Annotated in this window: 18 protein-coding genes and 1 other annotated feature; of the genes, 6 read left to right on the forward strand and 12 right to left on the reverse strand. The window is 29.9% G+C overall.

From position 1 onward, the window contains the following. Nucleotides 1–109 precede the first annotated feature (109 nt). From zapA to IC174_RS12445, 6 genes are all read right to left on the reverse strand, one after another. A complete protein-coding gene (gene zapA, locus IC174_RS12420) occupies nt 110–700 on the reverse strand; it encodes a cell division protein ZapA (protein WP_227433469.1) in 591 nt (196 codons plus the stop codon). A gap of 23 nt (nt 701–723) precedes the next feature. After that, complete coding sequence (gene pheT, locus IC174_RS12425) at nt 724–3,117, reverse strand: phenylalanine--tRNA ligase subunit beta (protein ID WP_227483013.1); 2,394 nt, start codon at nt 3,115–3,117, stop codon at nt 724–726. Nucleotides 3,118–3,133: 16 nt separating this feature from the next. Continuing rightward, on the reverse strand, nt 3,134–4,153 hold the full coding sequence (gene pheS, locus IC174_RS12430) for a phenylalanine--tRNA ligase subunit alpha (protein ID WP_227433471.1): 1,020 nt from the start codon (nt 4,151–4,153) through the stop codon (nt 3,134–3,136). Nucleotides 4,154–4,202: 49 nt separating this feature from the next. Continuing rightward, nucleotides 4,203–4,437: a binding site (T-box leader), on the reverse strand. 198 nt (nt 4,438–4,635) lie between these two features. Next, nucleotides 4,636–5,433: a TrmH family RNA methyltransferase gene (locus IC174_RS12435; RefSeq protein ID WP_227433472.1), complete on the reverse strand. Its 798-nt coding sequence runs from the start codon at nt 5,431–5,433 to the stop codon at nt 4,636–4,638. A 199-nt stretch (nt 5,434–5,632) separates the two neighbouring features. Beyond that, complete coding sequence (locus IC174_RS12440; RefSeq protein WP_227433473.1) at nt 5,633–6,304, reverse strand: potassium channel family protein; 672 nt, start codon at nt 6,302–6,304, stop codon at nt 5,633–5,635. A 216-nt stretch (nt 6,305–6,520) separates the two neighbouring features. Further along, the gene (locus tag IC174_RS12445) at nt 6,521–7,897 is read right to left on the reverse strand and encodes a TrkH family potassium uptake protein (protein ID WP_227433474.1); all 1,377 of its coding nucleotides are present in this window, start codon (nt 7,895–7,897) and stop codon (nt 6,521–6,523) included. A 427-nt stretch (nt 7,898–8,324) separates the two neighbouring features. Here IC174_RS12445 and IC174_RS12450 point away from each other — a divergent pair, with 427 nt between their 5' ends. Next, entirely contained in the window at nt 8,325–10,067 is a 1,743-nt protein-coding gene (locus IC174_RS12450; protein WP_227483014.1) for a peptidase M3, read from the forward strand. Between the two features lie 261 nt (nt 10,068–10,328). Here the strand turns inward: IC174_RS12450 and IC174_RS12455 are convergent, their stop codons facing one another. Further along, nucleotides 10,329–10,637 carry a hypothetical protein gene (locus IC174_RS12455; RefSeq protein ID WP_227483015.1) on the reverse strand — a complete coding sequence of 103 codons (309 nt, stop codon included), beginning with the start codon at nt 10,635–10,637 and terminating at the stop codon, nt 10,329–10,331. Nucleotides 10,638–10,758: 121 nt separating this feature from the next. On the opposite strand from IC174_RS12455, the gene IC174_RS12460 reads away from it, so the two are divergent. Continuing rightward, nucleotides 10,759–11,577 carry a MerR family transcriptional regulator gene (locus IC174_RS12460; protein ID WP_227433477.1) on the forward strand — a complete coding sequence of 273 codons (819 nt, stop codon included), beginning with the start codon at nt 10,759–10,761 and terminating at the stop codon, nt 11,575–11,577. A 376-nt stretch (nt 11,578–11,953) separates the two neighbouring features. Here the strand turns inward: IC174_RS12460 and IC174_RS12465 are convergent, their stop codons facing one another. Beyond that, nucleotides 11,954–12,517, reverse strand: a complete 564-nt coding sequence (locus tag IC174_RS12465) for a GNAT family N-acetyltransferase (RefSeq protein ID WP_227483016.1) — start codon at nt 12,515–12,517, stop codon at nt 11,954–11,956. Between the two features lie 51 nt (nt 12,518–12,568). Then, nucleotides 12,569–13,462, reverse strand: coding sequence for a LysR family transcriptional regulator (locus IC174_RS12470; RefSeq protein WP_227433479.1), 894 nt, complete (start codon nt 13,460–13,462; stop codon nt 12,569–12,571). A gap of 168 nt (nt 13,463–13,630) precedes the next feature. Between IC174_RS12470 and IC174_RS12475 the strand changes: the two genes are divergently transcribed. The 4 genes from IC174_RS12475 to IC174_RS12490 are packed head-to-tail and all read left to right on the forward strand — an operon-like array spanning nt 13,631 to nt 16,518. Further along, nucleotides 13,631–14,803: an iron-containing alcohol dehydrogenase gene (locus IC174_RS12475; protein WP_227483017.1), complete on the forward strand. Its 1,173-nt coding sequence runs from the start codon at nt 13,631–13,633 to the stop codon at nt 14,801–14,803. Nucleotides 14,804–14,827: 24 nt separating this feature from the next. Continuing rightward, entirely contained in the window at nt 14,828–15,400 is a 573-nt protein-coding gene (locus tag IC174_RS12480; RefSeq protein ID WP_227433660.1) for a DapH/DapD/GlmU-related protein, read from the forward strand. A 4-nt stretch (nt 15,401–15,404) separates the two neighbouring features. Further along, on the forward strand, nt 15,405–15,953 hold the full coding sequence (locus IC174_RS12485; RefSeq protein ID WP_227433481.1) for a flavodoxin family protein: 549 nt from the start codon (nt 15,405–15,407) through the stop codon (nt 15,951–15,953). 4 nt (nt 15,954–15,957) lie between these two features. After that, on the forward strand, nt 15,958–16,518 hold the full coding sequence (locus IC174_RS12490) for a cyclophilin-like fold protein (protein WP_227483018.1): 561 nt from the start codon (nt 15,958–15,960) through the stop codon (nt 16,516–16,518). 61 nt (nt 16,519–16,579) lie between these two features. Here IC174_RS12490 and IC174_RS12495 read toward each other — a convergent pair whose 3' ends face one another. The 3 genes from IC174_RS12495 to IC174_RS12505 all read right to left on the reverse strand — a co-directional run bounded on the left by IC174_RS12495 (nt 16,580) and on the right by IC174_RS12505 (nt 22,341). Then, the gene (locus tag IC174_RS12495; RefSeq protein ID WP_227483019.1) at nt 16,580–17,665 is read right to left on the reverse strand and encodes a diguanylate cyclase; all 1,086 of its coding nucleotides are present in this window, start codon (nt 17,663–17,665) and stop codon (nt 16,580–16,582) included. Nucleotides 17,666–18,320: 655 nt separating this feature from the next. Then, nucleotides 18,321–20,210, reverse strand: a complete 1,890-nt coding sequence (locus tag IC174_RS12500) for a metallophosphoesterase (RefSeq protein ID WP_227483020.1) — start codon at nt 20,208–20,210, stop codon at nt 18,321–18,323. Between the two features lie 184 nt (nt 20,211–20,394). Then, complete coding sequence (locus tag IC174_RS12505; protein WP_227483021.1) at nt 20,395–22,341, reverse strand: metallophosphoesterase; 1,947 nt, start codon at nt 22,339–22,341, stop codon at nt 20,395–20,397. Nucleotides 22,342–22,519: the final 178 nt, after the last annotated feature.

The raw sequence follows: 22,519 nt of genomic DNA on the forward strand, positions 1-22,519 counted from the left end.
CATATTATTTATACACTAGTTATATGTATACATTACATGTTATTTATATTTATTATTTATAAATTAAAAGAAGCTGTCTCAAAAAACAAGAGACAGCAAATCTTTTAATTTATTCCACGTTTTTTACATCATTATTTAACCCTGTACATTTTAGCTGTAAATCATAAGCCTTGTTTTGAAACTCAGAAGCTAAATTTTCAGCTATAGTAGCTCTTTCATTTGATTCTTCAAGCTGAGCAGTTAACTCTTCTATCTTGTTTTTATAAGCATCTAACTCGGCTTTAGAGCCTTCTGTTGTATTACTAAGTTCAAATATTTCTTGCTTTTTATTTTCTATAATCTCAATTAACTCTTTCATTTTAGCTTCAGTTTCACGATTTTCTGCTTCTTTTTCTGCTATTGTAAGTTTTAAAGATTTGATTTCTAATTGAAGTTCTTCGTTGGATGAACCAACCTTCTTGCTCAATTCTTCATTAGCTTTAATCAACCTCTCATTTTCATCTGAACATTCAAATAAAAGGTCTGATATATTTAATGCAGTTAATATTGCAGCAACTGATAAGCTTAGCTTCGGGTTTTGACGTGTTATCTTATCCATTTCTTTGTCAACAAAATCAGCAATACTAATCATAAATTTCTCTGACTTGTCTCCAACCATTGGATACTCAGCGCCATGGATTTTTACCATTACTTTGTTCATCCTAACCTCCCCGACATTAGTTGTTAATTTGATCTTAAGTTAGCATTCAATTTTTTGCTTAATTCACTTAATATCTTATCATGCACCTTAGCTACTTCTTCATCTGTTAGAGTTTTATCTTTACTTCTATAAGTTATTGAATATGCAATTGATTTATATCCAGCTTCTATTTGAGAACCTTTGTAAACATCAAATAATTTGTAGCTTTCTACTAATCCTTGACCATTTTCCTTTATTATATCTTCTATTTGTTTTACAAATACATCATCCTTAACAATAAGAGCTATATCTCTAGATGTAGATGGATATTTTGGTAATGGTACATAATTCTTTGTTCTATCAGAATTATCAAATACAAAATCAATATCTATTTCAGCAACATAAACTCTTTGCCCTAGATTGTAGTTTTCTATAACATCTGGATGCAATTCACCTAATGTACCTACATATTTATTATTATACACTATTTTAGCACATCTACCAGGGTGGAAGGTAGTATTATTATCTTGAGGTTCAATTTCATAATCTTTAAATCCTACATTTACAAGTACAGTTTCTATAGCTCCCTTTAATGCAAAGAAATCTACATCTTTACCATACATACCTACACACATTCTATTTGCTTCCATAGGAAGTTCTGAATCTTGTGGTGTGAATATATGTCCACACTCAAATGCTGATACTTCTTCTATCTTATGAGATATATTAGTTGATAAAACATCTAACATATTTGGTATTAAAGTAGTTCTCATTACAGAAGTTTCTTCTCCTAATGGGTTCATCAACTTAACAAAGTTTCTCTTTATATTACCTTCTGGTACTCTTATCTTGTCAACTCCCTTAGGGCTTACAAATGAATATGTTAATATTTCATTTAATCCTACAGCAGTTGAATTATTTTTTAGCGCTTCCATGAATTTTTGTTTTGGAGTTTTAACCCCTGCAGTTGTATTTCCTTCTAATTGTACAGAAGGTATATTTTCAAATCCATAAATTCTAGCTATTTCTTCCCATACATCAGCTTCTTGCTCCATATCTGTTCTGAAACTTGGTACATCTACTTCTAGCTTATCATCAGCAATTAAATTGCATTTAAATTCTAATGATTCTAAAATTCCTACAAATTGTTCCATTGGTACATCTACACCTAAAAGATGGTTGATTCTTTGAGGATTTACTACTAATTTTTTAGGTTCTGGTTTATTTGGATATACATCAACAGTTCCTTTTAATACTTTTCCAGCACCTAACATTTCAACAAGTTGTACAGCTCTATTTGCTGCTATTTCTGCAAGATTAGGGTCTAAGGCTTTTTCATTTCTTGAAGATGCTTCTGACCTAATTCCCACTTTTTTAGCTGTCATTCTTATGTTTTCTGGCTTGAAATTGGCACTTTCGAAAAGTACAGTCTTTGTCTTGTCAGTTATTTCTGAGTTTGCACCACCCATTACACCAGCTAGACCAAGTGATTTTTCTCCATTTGTTATAACTAACATATCTTTGTCTAATGTTCTTTCAACATCATCTAGTGTTACAAGCTTTTCTCCATCTTTAGCAGTTCTTACTACTATTCTTCCTGTTTCTACTTGATTTATATCAAAAGCATGAAGTGGTTGACCAAGCTCTAACATTACAAAGTTTGTTATATCAACTATGTTACTTATAGGTCTTACACCTGCTTCTGTAAGTCTTCTTTGCATCCAGTATGGAGAAGGTTCTATTTTTACATCAGTTACCATTCTAGCAACATATCTTCTACATAAATCTGGATTATCTATCTCAACTTTGAAGTCTATTTCCTCGTCACTTTCTTTTACTTCTATTTCAGGATATTTTACTTTTGTTCCTATAGTTGCAGCTGCTTCTCTAGCTATCCCCATCATACATTTGCAGTCAGGTCTGTTTGAAGTTAATTCAAAATCTATTAAAGCATCATTTAATCCTAAAACATCTTTTACATCTTTTCCTAATTCATAAGAGTCTTCGTGGTCTAAAATATATATACCACCTCTTTTGTATTCTTCAATATAATGTTCATCTATACCTAATTCAGCTGCTGAACACATCATACCATCTGATAATTCACCTCTGAAGTCAGTTTGTTTAATTTCAACTCCTCCAGGTAATTTAGAACCATTTACAGCTACTGGAATATAATCTCCTTCTGATATATTTGTAGCTCCTGTAACTATTTGAACAACTTTATCTCCAACATCTACTTTAGTTACAACTAACTTATCAGCATTTGGATGTTGTTTTATTTCTAAAATCTTTCCAACTAATATATTTTCTACTTCTTCACCATAATAATCTATTGTTTCAACTTTAGTTCCTGTCATTGTCATTTTATCAGCGAACTCTTTTATATCCATGTCTATATCGACATAGTCTCTAAGCCATTTTAAAGATACTAACATCTACACACCCTCCTAATTAAAATTGATTTAAGAATCTCATATCATTTTCGAATAATAATCTAATATCATCTATTTCATATTTAAGCATTGCAAGTCTTTCAACCCCAACTCCAAATGCAAATCCACTGTAAACTTCTGGGTCTATTCCACAATTTCTAAGTACATTTGGATGAACCATACCTGAACCTAATATTTCTATCCAACCTTCATACTTACACATTGGGCAACCTTTACCACCACATTTGAAACAAGTAACATCAACCTCTGCACTTGGTTCTGTAAATGGGAAGTTATGAGGTCTAAACTTAGTTTTGATATCAGAACCAAACAATTTTTCAACGAAGATATCCATAGTTCCTTTAAATTCTGCCATAGTAACATCTTTTCCAACAACAAGTCCTTCTATTTGATGGAACATTGGTGAATGTGTCGCATCTGGTGAATCAAATCTAAAGCATCTACCTGGTGCTATTACTTTAATTGGTAACTCTTGGCTTCTCATAGATCTTACTTGAACTGGAGACGTTTGAGTTCTAAGTAATACACCATCATTGATATAGAATGTATCACTCATATCTCTTGATGGGTGGTCTTTAGGAGCATTTAATGCATCAAAGTTATTTTCAACTGTTTCAACTTCTGGACCTTCTGCTATAGAGAATCCCATTCCGATAAATATATCTGTTACTTCATCTATAATTTGAGTTATTGGATGTTTCTTTCCAACTTTCAATACTTTTCCAGGTTGAGTAACATCTATTACTTCTTCTCTTAACTTTCTTTCTTTTTCAATAGCATTTATTTCTTCTTTTTTAGAATTTATGCTAAGTTCAATATTCTCTCTTACATCATTGGCAACTTTTCCAACTACTGGTCTTTCTTCAGCAGATAATTTACCCATCTCTTTAAGTATGGCAGTTATCTCACCTTTTTTTCCTAAATACTTAACTCTTAAACTTTCTACATTTTCTATGCTTTGTGCCTCTTTTATTTCAGCTAAAGCTGCTTCACGTAAAGCAAGTAATTTTTCTTGCACACATATCACCCTTTCGTTTTTTTGTATAAAAAAAGCCCCTCAATCCCTGTCTAGGGACGAAAGGCTATAGTTTCGCGGTACCACCCTAGTAGTTTAACAATCTAAAAATCATCAAACCACCTCTAACAAACTTAACGCGTTTTTCACGTCAAAGCCTACTATCAAATTTCAGCTTTGTTACTCTAGAGGGAACTTCTCCTGACCTCTTAGAAAACACTCCCAGCCTAGGTGTTTATCTCTTTACTAAGTTTAATCAAAATACTTTCCTCTTTCATTGCATTTACAATATTATATTGTTTATTTTAGTATTATATCATTTATATCTATATTTTGTGATTATCTATATGATTATTTTATTGTGACTATTTTAAAGTACAATCATATAATATTTTTATCAATCATGTTTAAAATATATTGACTATTTTTGATACTCTACTATTTAATTCAAGATTATAACACGACATTATATTTATTACAATACATTAAATTAAGTATTTTTTTATTTCATACATCAATATAGCAGAACTTATTGCTGCATTTAACGACTCAGCTTTGCCATATATAGGTATTTTAACCAAAATATCAGATTTTGATACAAGCTCTTCATTTATCCCATTTGCTTCGTTTCCTATCACCAAAGCTACTTTTGAACCGTAGTCTATTTTGTCATAAAAATTATCTGTATTTAAATAACTTGAAACTATATTAAATCCTTGTGATTTAAGTATATCCACAGTTTCATCTTGTATGGCATTGATTATATTCATATCAAAAATAGAGCCCATAGTTGACCTAATTACTTTTGGATTGTATATATCGACGCATCCCTTTAGTGCTATTATTGCATCTACTCCAGCAGAGTCAGCAGTCCTTATTATTGTTCCCATATTTCCTGGGTCTTGTATTCTGTCTAAAATTAATACAAACTTATCTTTTTCATTTATACTTTCTTTTAAATTTTTTTCCTTAAATGAAACTACACCTATTATACCTTGAGTATTTTCTGTGTCTACAAGTTCCTTAAAGTTTTTATTAGTAGTCTTATATATATTTGTGTTTTTTTTATCTAAGTTTTCTAATAATTCCATGTGTTCCTTTTTATTTTCAAAATCCTCATTGATAAATACATAATCAAGATTTGCATTACATTCAAGTGCAAGCACTACTATTCTGTACCCTTCTATTATGAACTTTGATTCTTTTGTTCTATTTTTTGACTTTAATAATGCTTTAGTATATTTTAATCTTTCATTATCCTTACTGCTTATAGTTGTAATCATTTTATATAAATGCTAACTTGATATTAGCACAACCTCCTTATCATTCTTTATCCTACTTCTAAAATCTTTATTTCTATTAAAATTCTATTCTCGATTAAAACTCTATTCTCTATTAAAATAAAAATAGTATCATATAACTATTCATAATTATATGATACTATCTACTTTCATTGCAATCAAATATATCTTAAATAATAAACTATCTTCTTCTAATTATACCCTTATTTCCAGATGTAATAGCTGTTATACTAGTGTTTTGACCAATTATAACCAATATACTTCCAGCTGTAAGTTCCTCATCAGGAGAAGGTGTCACATTTATATTTTTACCAGTCTTGATGGCAAGCACAGTTATCTCATATCTAGCTCTAAGCTCAAGTTCTACAAGTGTTTTACCAACCCAACCATTTGGAGTTACGATTTCAACAATTGAATATTCTGGGTCAAGTTCAATATGGTCTAATATATTGTCAGAAACTAAATTATGTGCAACTCTTACTCCCATATCTCTTTCTGGAAATACAACTCTATCTGCACCAATCTTATAAAGAACTTTGGCTTGCAATTCATCTTTTGCCTTACATATTATTAACTCTACACCCATTTCTTTGGCTATAAGAGTCGCCATTATAGATGCTCTTATATCAGAACCGATTGCAACTACTGCTACATCAAAGTTACCTAAACCCAATGATCTTAATGCTTGTTCCTCAGTAACATCCACTATAAGTGAATGAGTTACTTTATCAGATATACTTTGAACTGAATCTTCATTTTTGTCTATTGCCATTACTTGATGTCCTAAAAGATGCATAGTAGATGCAACTGAACTTCCGAATCTCCCACATCCAATGACTATATATTGCTTCATCTCGAAACTTCCTCCCTAATACACAATTTGTATAATATCTATTAAATTAACTTTTATATAGGTAAATTAATTTTAATATTTTTATTTTATTAATCATAGCTAAATTTATTTGCTAGATTATTTCTATCATTAATTGATTTATTTAATTGATTATATCTAAGTTCATTTTCCTAGATTATATATCATTATTAATAGATTTATCTAATAAATGGTACTCTAACCAACCATAATCTTGCCTTCTGCGTATCTAACTGGCTGACTCTTTCTTCTACCTCCAGAAAGTATAGCCATAAATAAAGTAAGAGAACCAACTCTCCCCATAAACATAAAGATTATTATTATAACCTTACCTAAAGCATTTAGATTTGCACTTCCAGCTAAACTTGAACCAACTGTAGCTAGTGCTGATGTAACCTCAAATGCTGATTGAACTAGTGTAAACTTAGGTTGAGTTATTGAAATAATCAAAGTTCCAAAAATAACTGCGGATATACTAATTACAAATATCCCTAGAGATTTTTTTATAGTTGTTGGAGCCAGTCTTCTCTCAAAAGTTTCTATATCAGATTTTCCTGATAAAAAACTTCTAACTGTAATTATTAAAACTGCTAATGTTGTTGTTTTGATACCTCCACCAGTAGATGCAGGTGATGCTCCAATAAACATCAAAATTATCATTATAAATACACTACTTTCTTGTAAAGTAGCTAAATCAAGTGTATTAAAACCAGCAGTTCTTGCTGTTACTGATTGAAATATCGCTGATAATATTTTCCCTTTTACAGGTAAATCTGCCATAGTGGCCTTTTGGTTAAACTCTATAAGAAAAATAAATATTGCACCTACTAAAATAAGTATTGCAGTTGAAAATAAAACAACTTTAGAATGCACATTTAATTTTGAAAATCTTCTTTTTCTTACAATATCAAGAACAACTGGAAATCCTAATCCACCTAACACTATAAGTGCACAAATAGTCATTGATACTATAAAATTGTTTACATAAGAATTTAGCGATGTAAATGGCCCACTTACACTACCCATTAAGTCAAATCCGGCATTACAAAACCCTGATATTGCGTGAAATACGCTATACCATATCCCTCTAGATAAACCAAATTGTGGAATAAAGACAGTTGATAAGACTAGTGCTCCTATTCCCTCTATGGTTATAGTTATTATTAATACAAACCTTGTAAGTTTTACTAGCCCTGATAAGTCTGCTTGGTTTAATGATTCTTGTATCAATAATCTTTCTCTTAGTTGTATTTTTTTTCGTGCCATAAGTGAAAACATTGTAGCTACGGTCATAAATCCAAGACCACCAATTTGTATCAATGTTATTATTACTATCTGTCCAAATAAACTCCAATAAGTTGCTGTATCTACCATAACTAGACCAGTAACACAAACCGCTGAAGTAGCTGTAAATAGAGCATTTAATAAACCTATACTCTCTCTACTCTGTGACGATATCGGGAGTGTTAACAATATTGCTCCAATTAAAATAGTTGCTGCAAACCCAGATACTATTATTTGAGTAGGTCGCATTCCATCTGCGTAGAGAATAAGTCTTCTAACTATTGTTTTCAACTTTCTTTATACCTCCTTAACATAAAATCATTACTGTTAAGACCTTTAATTTGTTTATTTTTAGAGTTTTCCTCTAAATTATTACTCTATTATAGTATAAATATTGTATAAAGACAATGATATGAATTTTTATAAATTTTGTTTAGAATATTGCAAATTTTTATATATGTCTTTTAATTTCAATTACATCAAAAATTTCTATATTTTTTGCATATAATAAGTCTAATAGTAGAATAGTTTTTCGTATTTTATACTTAAAATTTATTTATCATTTTACCAATACAATTTTCATATATTTTCTTGAAGTTAAATTTTTATATTATCTATAATCTTGTCCATATTTTTATATTAAATTTTCTTAATATGCATTTTTTATATTTAATATAGTAAAATAACTAATAACTATATCCATGATTGGAGGATTTCTATGATTAAATCCAAGAAAAGATTATTTATTTCTCTAATTTTAATTGTAATTTTTATTATATTTGCATTATACATAAAAAATTATACTAATGATTCAAAAAAAGATTCAGTTAGAGGAACTATTCCTTTTGAAAAAATGGAATATAAGCGTCCTGACATAAAGTCAGTATGCGAAAATATTAACACATATAACGATAAACTTTTAACATGTAAAAATGCCAAAGAGCAATTGAACGTATTTAGTAATGTCGATAAGATTTACCAAGACTTTTATAGTACACTTACTATAGCAAAACTTAGAAATAATATTGATTCATCAGATGAATTTTACTCTAAAGAATACAAATACCTTATGAGTAAGTCTGTGGATGTCGATATGGCATACAAAGATTTTCAGGATACATTTGTAAATTCTAAATTTTCTAAAGAACTAAAAAAAGAAATTGGAAAAGATGGATTTAATTATTTAAAAAACATTGGAAAGCTTAATTCAGAAGAAGTAGAAAGCCTACTTAAAAAAGAGCAAGACTTAGTTGTTAAATATGAAGACTTATTATCTAAGTCTACTGTATCAGTAGATGGAATGGAAATAGACTTTGAAGAAGCTATGTCAAAACCCAATCTCACTTATGAAGAATATGTAAAAATCTATTCAGATTACTTAAAAAAATACAACCCTATATTTGGTAATATTTTTTTAGAACTTGTACAGACGAGAACTGAAATAGCAACTAAGCTAGGCTTTAAGAATTATACAGATTATGCTTATTTAAATTTAAATAAAGATTACTCCCAAGAGGATGCAAGAAAATTTAGAAGTGAAGTAAAAGAGTACATAGTTCCATTATATAGGAAAGTTACATCACAACCTTCTGACTCTTCTATTTATATTAAGGCATATAAGAATCGTTCATTTAGAAAATTTGATAAAGTACTTGAAGATATATCTCCAAAATTAAAAGAGTGTTTTAACTATATGAAAAAGTATGACTTATACGATTATTCCTCTGGGAAAAACAAATCACCTGGAGGTTATACTACTTATATAACCAAGTACAAAGCACCCTTTTTATTTAATACATGGGACAATTCTTTTTTAGGTGTTACTAGCTTTGCTCATGAGTTTGGTCATTTTTTTAATTACTACAACAGTATTAACTCAAATAATACAATACAGCCAAGTATTGATATATGCGAAGTTCATTCAACATCTTTAGAAATTTTATTTTACAAGTATTTTGATGAATTCTTTGGAAAACAATCTGAAGCAATAAAAAAAGAACACTTATCGATTGTTTTAAACACAATTATTGATGCTTGTCTTTACGATGAGTTTCAAGAAATTATATATAAAAACCCATATATGAGCTTAAATGATATAAATAAACTATTTTTTGATTTAGAAGAAGAATATGGAGTATCTAATAAGATACTTAAAGATAAAAATGCTCCATTTTGGATACTTGTATCTCATAATTTCCAAGTTCCTTTTTACTATTTAAGTTATGGTCTTGCATCTGATGTATCTCTTCAAATATGGGAGTTATCACAAGGTGACTATAGAAAAGCTGTTGATGTATATATGGATTTTTTAAATCAAAATACAGATGCAGGATTTAAAGATGTAGTAGAAAAAGTTAATCTACAATCTCCTTTTGAAAGCGGAAACTTGGAGGAAATAAGCTCAGCTTTATACGATTATTTTGGTATAGAGAACCCTCTTGAATTAGAAAATGCTTCTTAGTATTTAATAACTTATGATATATCTAATAAATATTTATTAATACTTATTAACTCATGTTATGTCTAGTACGTACTTATTAATACTTATTAACTTATGTTATATCTAGTAAATATTTTCCATACTTAGTAACATATAATAAAACCGTCAGAAATTTTATAAACCTTTACCTTTATTACTTCTGGCGGTTTCATATGTTTGACTGATTAGATTAATATTTAATAACACTTGCACCAATAGTTATAAGTTTCATTTCACATCATCTCATTTGATAATATTATCTATTAAAATATCAATAAATTTATCTCTCTGATGTTTAACTTTTATATTTGTACCACTATATAATTGAAATGAGTCTGGTGATAAAGCCTCCATTTGTATAGGTAAAATAATTTGTAAGGCAATAGTTCTTAAACTCATTTCGTCTTTTTCGTCCCCAAATATATTACGAAGCATAGAAATGATAGCAAGTTGTGCCTGCATATTTCCATTGATTATACATTGATTCAATATAAAAGATAGTACCTTATCATAACCTACCTCCAAAACATTTACATTTTTCGTTCTAAACATGTTCAGTATAATATTTTTTTATTATTTGTCAATATATAATTTTTAGTTGACTCTACCACTATGATATGGTTTATATTGATATTGAGCTCAAAAATAACACCTTTATAAAGGAGATGTAAATATGTTTAAGATAGGTGATTTTTCAAAACTTAGTAAAATTAGTATTCGCATGCTACGTCACTATGATGAAATTGGACTTTTAACACCAACTCATATAAATAAAATTAATGGTTATAGATACTACAGTGCAAATCAACTTTCCACTACAAATAGAATCCATGCCTTAAAAGATATGGGGTTCAGCTTATCTTCTATCAAAGAAATTTTGACGGAATACAATGATAGAGAAAGCTTGATAAGGTATTTAAATATTCACTATTCTCAAGTAAGAGAACATCTAGAAGACACGCAAAAAAAACTATTAAAAATAGAAACTACTATGGAGAGAATTGGAAGGACTGATATTATGAAAAATTATGATGTAACTATAAAAGACTTTGCTCCAAAATATATGATGACTTTAAGAAAAACTATACCTACTTATCAAGATGAAGGAATGCTATGGCATCAATTATTCTCAGAAACAAAAGGGCATAATGTACAAGTTGATGTTCCTAACTATTCTAAAGCAGTCTTTTATGATGTTGGGTATAAAGAAAATTATGTTGATGTTGAAATACAACTTGCTGTATCTGGAAATTATAAAGATACTGAAAATGTTAAGTTTAGAACTGTTCCAAGTGTAACTGCTGCAACTGCTATTGTAAAAGGAAACTTCAATCAACTTACAGATGCTTGTGAAGCTATTGGTAATTGGATATCTGACAATAACTATGATGTAGACGGCCCTATGTTTAATATTTATCATATAGGACCTGGTCAAGACAGTAATTCTGATAATTGGGTAACAGAAGTATGCTTTCCAGTTAGAAAAAAATAAGTTTCAATGATGTTTTATTTATATAATATTTGTATTCTAGCTCTTGTTGTACTTCTTTATAAGTCTTTTAAACATAGATTCATACTTTAAGTACTACTTTTGAATAAACATCCCAATTAATGACTAAGAAATTGCTATAACCATCAATTACAATCGGCTTTAGATTCTTTAGGTTTTTCAAACTTTGCTAGAATGTCTGACAAGCTTCCTAACTAATAGGAACTTGTTGGACCTCACATTTTATTTCTTTACTGAGTATAAATATCCTTTGCTAAACTTACAACCTAGGGAATAATATTTATTTTTATTCTAATCTCTTATTTTCCAGACATCGAACTACTAATAGCAAAAGTATATTTTTTCATAGCATTGTTAACTACTCTATTGAAAGTATCATATTCACATTCTCACCTTCTGGATAATCACCTTGACCCCATTTATCGAAGTATTTCCCATAATACTCTTTAGGATTAAAACAATCACTTACCACAAAACCACATTTTTCATAGGCCTTTATAGCACGAGAATTTTTAATCCATGGTCGAATAATAAATGTGCCTACCTCATAGTCTCTAGTCAAGCTGTCAATCAACAACTTCATAGCTTTTGAACCAATCCCCTTCCCAGTATATTTCAATGAACGCAACCACATATCTAGCTCCATATTAGGTATCTTACCATCATTGTATGCATGAGAAATGGTACCCACAATTTGATTATCATATTCTATAAGCAAGTATTTATTAAGACCAGGAGTACTACTAAAAAAGTAAGATTCTTCATCATGAATGTCAGACCAGTCAAAATCCTCTTTATTGTCAAACATTGACTTCCATATCTCATCTTCCTCAAATGCCATATCATATATTAGTTTTCTATCATAATCTTCAGCATAAAAAAGTTTTATTTTATCTCTCATTACATATAAATCTCGCTTCATAAAAATCACTACCTTCATATAAACAATATTATAAATTAAATAGCTGTCTCTCTATTCTGATACAAAATTATTAATTTCGCTTTGCAATTTACTTAAGAACATTTTAGTTGCCTTAGAAAAAACCTGATACTTTTTCCAGACAATATTTAAGTGTGCTTCTAATCTCGGTTCTAAAGGTCTAAAACAAAGATTGCTATTACCTGTTGTATTGATTAGCTTATCCAAGCAAAGAGCATACCCAACCCCTTCATCTACCATAAGAGAAGCATTGTAGACAAGATTATAAGTTGCCACTATATTAAATGCTTGAAAATCTTGCCCAGACCAACCAGAAATTACATTTTGAACCAATGTTTGACGTGAAGTTAAGATAGGAATTTCCTTCAAATCATCTGGACATACCGTTTTCTTTTGAGCAAGCTCACAATCTTTTTTCATAAGCAATCCCCATACATCATTAACAGGAAGTTTGATATAATCATACTTTTCCATGTTGGCAGGTTCGATTAAAATTCCAAAATCTAAAAGCCCTTTATCTAGTCTTTCCGTTACATCATCAGCATTTCCACTAAATAGATGATAACGGATATGAGGGTATTCTTTCTTCAATTCTTTTGCAGTTTTGGCAATAAAACGCATAGCATCTGTTTCTCCCCCACCAATATAAACATTTCCTCGTATATCATCACAATCATTGTTAAAATCTGAAGTAGTTTTATCTGTTAAGTCAATTATTTCCTGTGCACGTTTACGTAAAAATAAGCCATCCTCTGTAAGTGTGATTTTTCTGTTACCACGCAAAAACAACTTTTTCCCAAGTTCATCTTCAAGTTCCATAAGTTGTTTTGAAAGCGTAGGTTGTGTCACATTAAGTGATTGAGCTGCACTTGTAATACTTTCCTCTTTTGCAACTGCCAAGAAATATCTCAATACTCTAAGTTCCATTATCTATACCTCCTATTTATAGTGTACTTTTCCCTACTATGCCTGTCAACTATGGGAAGGCATTCTTTATAAGTATTTGCTATTATATTGTTTCGTTAATATAATAAACGTATAGAAACTATGATATAAATTTTAATAAAAACAATAACATAAAAAGGAGAAAAAAATATGAATTTTAATATGTATATACCAACTCGTTTTATCTTTGGAAATGGACGCTTAGATGAATTACATCAACAAAAACTACCTGGAAAGAAAGCCTTGCTTGTTATTTCAAGTGGAAAATCAACTAAAGAAAATGGTGCACTTGCCCGAACAGAAAAACAGTTAAAAATGGCAGGAGTAGAATTTGTGTTATTCAATGAAATAGACGCAAATCCTAATAAAAATTCTATCATGAACGGGGCTTTCTGTGCTTGTAAAACAGAATGCGATTTTATCATTGCCTTAGGTGGTGGAAGTGTCATGGACGCTTCAAAGGCAATTGCAATGATGGTGACAAATGATGGTGACTTATGGGATTATGTAAATGGAGGTACTGGAAAGGCTCAACCATTACAAAGTGAACCACTACCAGTTGTTTGTATTACAACCACTGCTGGAACAGGTAGTGAAGCTGACCAATGGGGAGTTGTTACAAATGAAGAAACCCATGAGAAAATTGGTGTTGGTGGTTATGACTCTTTATTCCCTGTTTTGTCCATAATTGACCCAGAATTGATGAAATCTGTACCACCTGAATTTACTGCTTATCAAGGATTTGATACTTTATTCCATGCCGTGGAAAGCTATATATCTTCTTTTTCCAGTGTTATGAGCGATATGTATGCTTTAACTGCTATCGAAAATGTAGGCAACTATCTTGCACATGCAGTAAAAAATGGTAATGATATGAAAGCAAGAGAACACATGGCTTTTGCAAATACAATTGCAGGAATTGTCATGACAATCAGTGTCACTACAGCACAGCATTCTTTAGAACAAGCTATGTCTGGTTATTACCCAAGACTTCCTCATGGTGCAGGTTTGATTATGATTTCTAAAGCTTTCTTTGGATTTTTTATAGAAAAACATGCTTGTGATGAACGCTTTGTACGCATGGCACAGGCATTGGGAATGAAAGATGCTAACAAAGCAGAAGATTTTATTACGGCTCTTAGCAAATTACAAGAAGCTTGTGGGGTTGCAGATTTAAAAATGTCCGATTATGGAATTACACCAGGAGATTTTAATCTAATAGCAAAAAGTGCACGAGAAACAATGGGAGGTTTATTTGCAGCAAATCCTTGTGAAATGACACATGAGGATTGTGTAGAAGTATTGAAAAAATCTTACAGTTAATCAGAAAGGATGTGCAAAATGAACTTGAACTTAAATACATTTTTAGAACACCTTAATCAAGGACTTACTGTTGTTGGAGGTTCAAAGTTACATCAGTTTATGAGTGAACTCAGCAATGAAGCCATGAAAATTACATCTAAATTAAACAATCATTATCATGAGCCGGAAGAAATTAGAACATTATTTTCAGAGTTAATTGGAAAACAGGTAGATGAAACATTTAACATGTTCCCTCCATTTTATACTGACTGTGGAAAAAATATAACAATAGGTAGAAATGTTTTTATAAATTCAGGATGTCGATTTCAAGACCAAGGTGGTATTACTATAGGAGACAATTCGTTAATTGGTCATAATGTAGTATTGGCAACTTTGAATCATGATTTTGCTCCAAGCAAACGAAGCACTATGCACCCAAAACCTATTGAAATAGGGAAAAGTGTCTGGGTTGGTGCTAATGTCACAATAACTCCTGGTGTAATAGTAGGAGATGGGGCAATCATAGCAGCTGGAGCTGTTGTAACAAAAGATGTGACACCTAATACATTGGTGGGAGGTGTACCAGCAAAGTTTATAAAAAAAATTGAGGAGGAATAAATAAATGAACAAAAAAGTCTTAATTATATCTACAAGCTTTCGCAAAGACGGAAATTCTGAAATGTTAGCAGATATGTTTTTAAAAGGAGCAAAAGAATCAGGAAATATTGTTGAAAAAATCTGTTTGTATGATAAAACTATTCACTTTTGTAAAGGATGTCTTGCTTGTCAGAATACAAAAACAGGACATTGTATAATGCAAGATGATGCCGATATGATTGTACAAAAGATGATGACTGCTGATGTAATTGTTTTTTCAACTCCAATCTATTTTTATGAAATGAGTGGACAGATGAAAACATTACTTGACCGTTCTAATCCACTATTTCCCTTAGAGTATTCTTTTAGAGATATTTATCTTCTAGCAACTGCTGCTGATAAAGAGGAACATGCAATGGATGGTGCAGTGAAAGGATTGCAGGGCTGGATTGATTGTTTTGAAAATGCAACACTTAAAGATGTTTTGCGCGGTACAGGTGCAGATGAATATGGTTCTATCTCTGCTTTACCTAATCTATTAAGTAAAGCATATCAAATGGGAAAGGTAGTATAATCATATGAAGCAATGTAATCATATAAAAAAGATTATAACCCTCATGTTAACTGCACTCTGTAGCTTTGCACTATTAGGTTGTACAAATATTCCAGCCTCAAAACAAACAGTAAAACAAGAATCTAAAAATAATACTTTGACTGCAACTCCTATTTCTTATAAAGAAAAAGAAGTAATAACACCAACTGAAAATAAACCAATTAAAAATAACATTATAACTGCCAATCTTAAAATTGGAGATAAAGACTTTGTATTGAAACTTTATAATAATTCTTCTGTACAGGCATTAATAAAAAAAATGCCACTTACAATAGATATGAAGGATTTAAATAAAAACGAAAAATACAATTACTTTATAAAAGATTTGCCATCAAATGCAGAATCTGTAAAAAATATTAAAACTGGTGATTTTATGCTCTACGGCTCTGATTGTTTGGTTCTATTTTATAAAGATTTTCAAACCTCATATAACTACACTAAACTGGGGTATATTGAAGATACCAGTAAACTTGCTGAAATATTAGGAAGTGGAAACATACAAATAGTAATTAGTATTATTGATTAAAATAATAGTGTCATCATGGCAAATGCATCTACTATGATGACACTATTAAACCAAACTTTCTCTAACTTACAATTCTATTTTTCCCATTATTTTTAGCTATGTAAAGTTTTGTATCAGCTCCTTTTACTATCTTCTCCATAGTCATATTTTCAACATACTCCTCTACGCCACCACTGACTGTAATTTTGTTCACTAAATCAAATAATTTTTTGTCACTAGAAACATGTATGCGAATACGCTCTGCTACCTCAACCGCTTTAGATTTAGTAAAGCTAGGCATTACCACTATAAACTCTTCTCCTCCATATCTTGAAACAATTCCATCATTTCCAACCTCTTCAATTAAAATCTCACTAAATCGAATTAATACATTATTTCCACATAGATGACCATATTTATCATTTATTTTTTTAAAATCATCTATATCAAATAACACAATGGACATAATTCTTTCTTCCAATGGCTTTTTTAATATATCGGACATATATTGTATTAAATATCTTCTATTATACAACTTTGTCAAATCATCTATAATTGCCTGCCTTTCAAGTCTTTGGTTCAATTTATATACTTTATCACGCTCATGAGAATACTCTTGTAAGACCACAATCATTACTATACATAAAAACAATGAAACTATAATAAAACTACTTATCGTATCTGATGCACGAGATTCACCTATAGACACAATTAAGTTTGGGTAATTAAATGCCAAAAATATACATATACTATACACAAGTGTAGATACAAATATCATAACTATTCTCTTAAGACCATCAAGAGTCAATGATATAACACATATTCCCAACAAGAAATAAAACATCATACCACTATCCACTCCACCACTTATAAAAAAGAGTACTGGAAATAAGAATATATTAAGCCCTATATTAATTACTAGACACCCTCTATCAATATCTTGTGTTTTAAGAGAATAGATTGCCAATATTGACATGATACAAAAACAAGAAAAACTTCCCCATACAGATATACTAGGAAGATTACTAAAAAGAGCTGCAACAAAAGCTAAAAAGGAACAAACAACTCCAGCAAAACAAAAAAGATAAAAAAGTCTTTCTTGTAAGTTTAATTTTTTATTGAAATACTTCTCCATATAATCTTTAATAGACTGTTGTATAGATGCCAAATATTTAATCTCCTCCTTTATTAAGATATTTTAATTTAATTATACTTATAATATTATATCATATAATAAGTATGTTTAAATAATAGCTTGTATATCCAATATATGGAATTAAATTTATCTAATAAGTATATATAATAATAAAAGTATGTAGAAAAATATTAAAAGTAAAACTTATAAAAAATAACAGACAATTACATGTATAAAATAACAAAGCAAAGCACTCATATTATATTAAAGTGTCTTGCTTTGTTTATATATTCTATAAAAATTTATAACCTATAATTTTTATTCCAACTCAAATGCCTCTGTATAAAGACTATAATAAACAAAAAATGTAAAGGAAAAATATATTCGATTCTTTATAGATAATTTTACTGGTTTGTAAATAGAAAAAAGGGGTTTAAATGGAAAAAAAGAAGAACATCAAATATAAAGGTTCTTCTCTTTCATCTTAGTATACTATTTTTTAGTGTTTTAACTATATTCAAATATATTTTTTATATAAACGTATTCTTACTAATAAATCTATATTACATTGTATCTAATTGTATAATTATGGTATAAATTTACTTTGTTTTTATTGATTTACTGCTTTATCAATTTACTTATTTATTGTATTAATTCATCTTTATTGTCTCACTTAATATTTATTGTTCTACTTCATTTTTATCGCCTTACTATATTTATTGATAATATTCCATGTCCCATTTTCTTTTCTTAATTCAAGACTTATTTTTGAATAATACTCTCCATCTTCACTAGATTGTGTCACTATAACTTTATTTCCAGACTTATTCTTGTAGGTACGTTCTTTTATCTTATTTTTGGTATGCCCAACTACAATAGCATCTATTCCATCTACTGTAGTAGCAAGTTTTTTTATCTCGCTACTTGGATTTTTTAAATTTATATTATCACTATCTGAATGTACAACTGTGACAATTACATCTGGATTTTCTTTTTGCATAACCTTTACCCACTCATTTGCATCCTTCACTAAGTCATTAGTATATAATCTATTTGTTTTTTTAGAATTTTTTTCTGAACTCGAATCATTGGTATTTTTTTCATCTTTATCTATAGTAAGCCCCAATATTCCAACCTTTATATCACCTTCCTTAGTCTCAACTTTATGCATTATATAAGGTTTTACATAATTTTCTCCAGACTCATCATATATATTAGCTGATAAAACAGGAATTTTCATTTCCTCAAAGTTTTCTATAATAGAATCCAATGTAGACTTTTTTTCTTCAAAATCATTTTTTTCAGATAGAAGTTCATGACTACCAAGTACTACAGCATCATAGCCGAGATAAACAATAGGCCATTCGTTTATTCTTTTATGAATACCTTTTTTTGTATTATACTGCCACTCTTTAGACCATCTAGTCATTTCTTTTGTATTAGCATCAAAAAAATCTCCAGTATCAATAAAGATTGGCTGTACAGCTCTATATCTTTCATTAAATAAACTAACTGCCATTTCATCTGAAAAATTTGAATGTAAACCAGATGTCGTAATTATATTTACTTCTTTTCCAAATACCTTTAATTCACTATGCTTATCTTTTATAAACCACTTATCATTCTTCTTATCCAACTTAAAATTAATCTTTGATACACTATCACCATGAGCTCCAGGCTGTGTCACTATCACTTCTTCACCAGATTTATTCTTAAATGTATGTTGCTCTATCTTTTCATGTGTATGACCAGCTACAATAGCATCTATTCCTTCTACTGTTGTTGCCAGCTCCTTTATTCTATTTCCTGGGTTTTTAGGATTTTTAGGCTCTTCACCTGAATGTACAATGGCAACGATTATATCTGGACTTTCTTTTTTCATGATTTTTACCCATTTTTGGGCATCTTCCACCAAATCATTTGCATATAATTTACCTTTATACTGTGCTTGTTCTTCAAGTGCTCTAGCTTTTTTATCTTGCTCAAAGCTTTTAAATCTTGAACGTTCTCCTACTTCTTTTATAGTAAGCCCTAGTATTCCTACCTTTACATTCCCTTTTTCTGTTTTGACATCTTTCATTATGTACGGTTTTACATAGTTTTTTCCAGATTGTTCATATATATTTGCAGACACTAATGGTATGTTATTATTTTTAAAATCAGAAACTAACCTATCAAGACCTTGCTTATCATTGGAAACGAACTCATGATTTCCAAATGTAACTGCATCATATTTTAATTTTGCCATTTCTTTAGCTATAGGAACTTCTCCTTCACATGGCTCAGCTATTTTTTTAAATTCCGGCATACCATCATTAAATCGTACTAGTTTTTGACCAGTAAACCATCCATTCATATCAATACTTTGTATGTCAAAAAAATCGCCTGCATCAACCATTAGCAAGTTTTCATCGTATTTTCTCTCTTCTTGCACATAAGAAACTAGGTTTTCTGGGACTATTGAGTGTAAGTCGCTTGTACCAAGTACATTGATTTCTATATCTTTAGTACTTTCACAGCCCACTAATAATATTATTAGAAATATTATTGATGTAACTATAATAAATTTTATTTTCATAAAAGCCTCCCCCTTAATTTTTTTGATGATAATAAAATTTACTCTTATACCTTATCTTTACTATATAAGTTTGTACTGTTTATTATACTAAAAAAACTATATGTAAATTCCTTTTTAAATAAATCTACATATAGTTCTTGATATTTTTCAGTTACAAAACAAGGCTTACTCTAGTATGCTAAAATTATTCAACCTCAATTGTTTTACTAGATTTATCATTAATAACCCATGAACCCTTTTCTTTTTTCACTTTAAAAGTAATTTTAGAATAATATTTACCATGTTCACCTGGTTGTGTCACTATAACTTTACCTCCAGACTTATTCTTATAGTCATGTTCATCTATCTTTTCATGAGTATGACTAGCAACAATAGCATCAATCCCATCTACTGTAGTTGCTAGTTCTTTTACTCTATTTCCTGGATGCTTGGGATTTTTAGGCTCTTCTCCTGAATGTACAACTGCAACTATTATATCTGGATTTTCTTCTTTCATCACTTTTACCCACTTCTTTGCATCTTCTACTAAATCATTTGCATATAATTTACCTTTATATTGAAATTGCTCTTGTAAATTTACATTTTTAAGACCTTTACCTACCTCTTTTATCGTAAGACCCAATATTCCTACTTTTACATTTCCTTCATTTGTCTCCACATCTTGTATGACATATGGTTTAACATAGTTTTGTCCAGATTGTTTATATATGTTTGCTGATAATACAGAAATTGTTGTCTGTTCAAAATCCTCTACAACGGCATCTAAAAGACGCTCATCTGCCCAAAATTCATCTTTCTCGGATACAAACTCATGATTGCCAAGTACTACTGCATCATACATGCCCTGATTCATAGCTATTGCCATTGGGCATCTACTAATCACTGTATCAGTATTATTATCCCTTATAGCCTTCCACTCTTTATACCATTCAATCATTTCATCTGTTTGAGGGTCTAAAAAGTCTCCTGCATCTACTACAACAGGTTCAATTGGCTTACTTCGTTCATTAACAAGGCTTACTAATAATTTGTCAGAAAAATGTGAATGTAAATCTGCAGTAGCAACTATATTTATTTCTTTATCAACTATTTTTAATTTGCTAGTTTTTTCCTTTATACCCCATTTACCATTCTTCTTATCTAATTTAAAGCTAATCTCTGACACACTATCTGCATGCGAACCTGGTTGTGTAACAATTACTTCTTTCCCAGATTTATTTTTATATGTATGTTGCTTTATTTTCTTATGAGTATGACCTGCTACTATTGCATCTATTCCATCTACTGTAGTTGCTAGTTCCTTTATTCTATTTCCTGTATTATCAGAACTCTTAGATTCTTCCCCAGAATGTACAACTGCAACTACTATATCTGGATTTTCTTTCTTCATCACTTTTATCCATTTCTTTGCATCTTCTACTAAATCATTTGCATATAATTTACCTTTATACTCAGCTTGCTCTCCAAGTTCTCTTGATTTAGTTTCTTTTTCAATATCTTCAAATCCTGAACTTTTCCCCACTTCTTTTATAGTAAGACCTAGTATTCCTACTTTTACATCACCTTTATCTGTCTTAACATTTTTCATCACATATGGTTGTATGTAGTTTTTTCCAGATTGTTCATATATATTTGCTGATACTACTGGTATATTATTATTTTTAAAATCAGAAACTAATTTATCAAGACCTTGCTTATCATTTGAAATAAATTCATTATCGCCAAGTACTACAGCATCATATCTCAATGGTATCATGTCTTTAACTATAGGTACTTCATCTTGACTATTCTTAACTATGTCTTCATATTCTGCTGTACCACTCTCTCTAATATTAACTAGTTTTTTGCCAGAGGTCCATTCCCACATTTCTTTACTCTGTTCACCAAAAAAATCTCCTGCATCTACCATAAGTATATTTTCATTCTTTGCTCTTTCTTCATTTACATATGAAACTAGAGAATCTGTCACAACTGAATGCAAATCACCTGTTCCTAATATTTTTACTTCTGTATCTGATACATTAACTTTTGTATCTTCTATTTTAGTTTCTTTATTTTTAGTACTTTGACATGCCACAAGCAATCCCACTAAAAACACTATCAATACCATTATAATAAATTTTATTTTCATAAAAGCCCCCCTCATAAATTTTTAGATTATAATAAAATTTAATATCATGCTTTATTTTAAACTATAGCAGGTTATAGGATTATGAGCAACATTCATTGGACTAGTAGATTATTACCTGTAAATATATCTATAATTTAAAGATATACATTTCATTTCTTATGTCATGGTATTTAAACAT

It is taken from the genome of Clostridioides sp. ES-S-0001-03 (assembly GCF_020676075.1).
GTDB lineage: Bacteria > Bacillota > Clostridia > Peptostreptococcales > Peptostreptococcaceae > Clostridioides.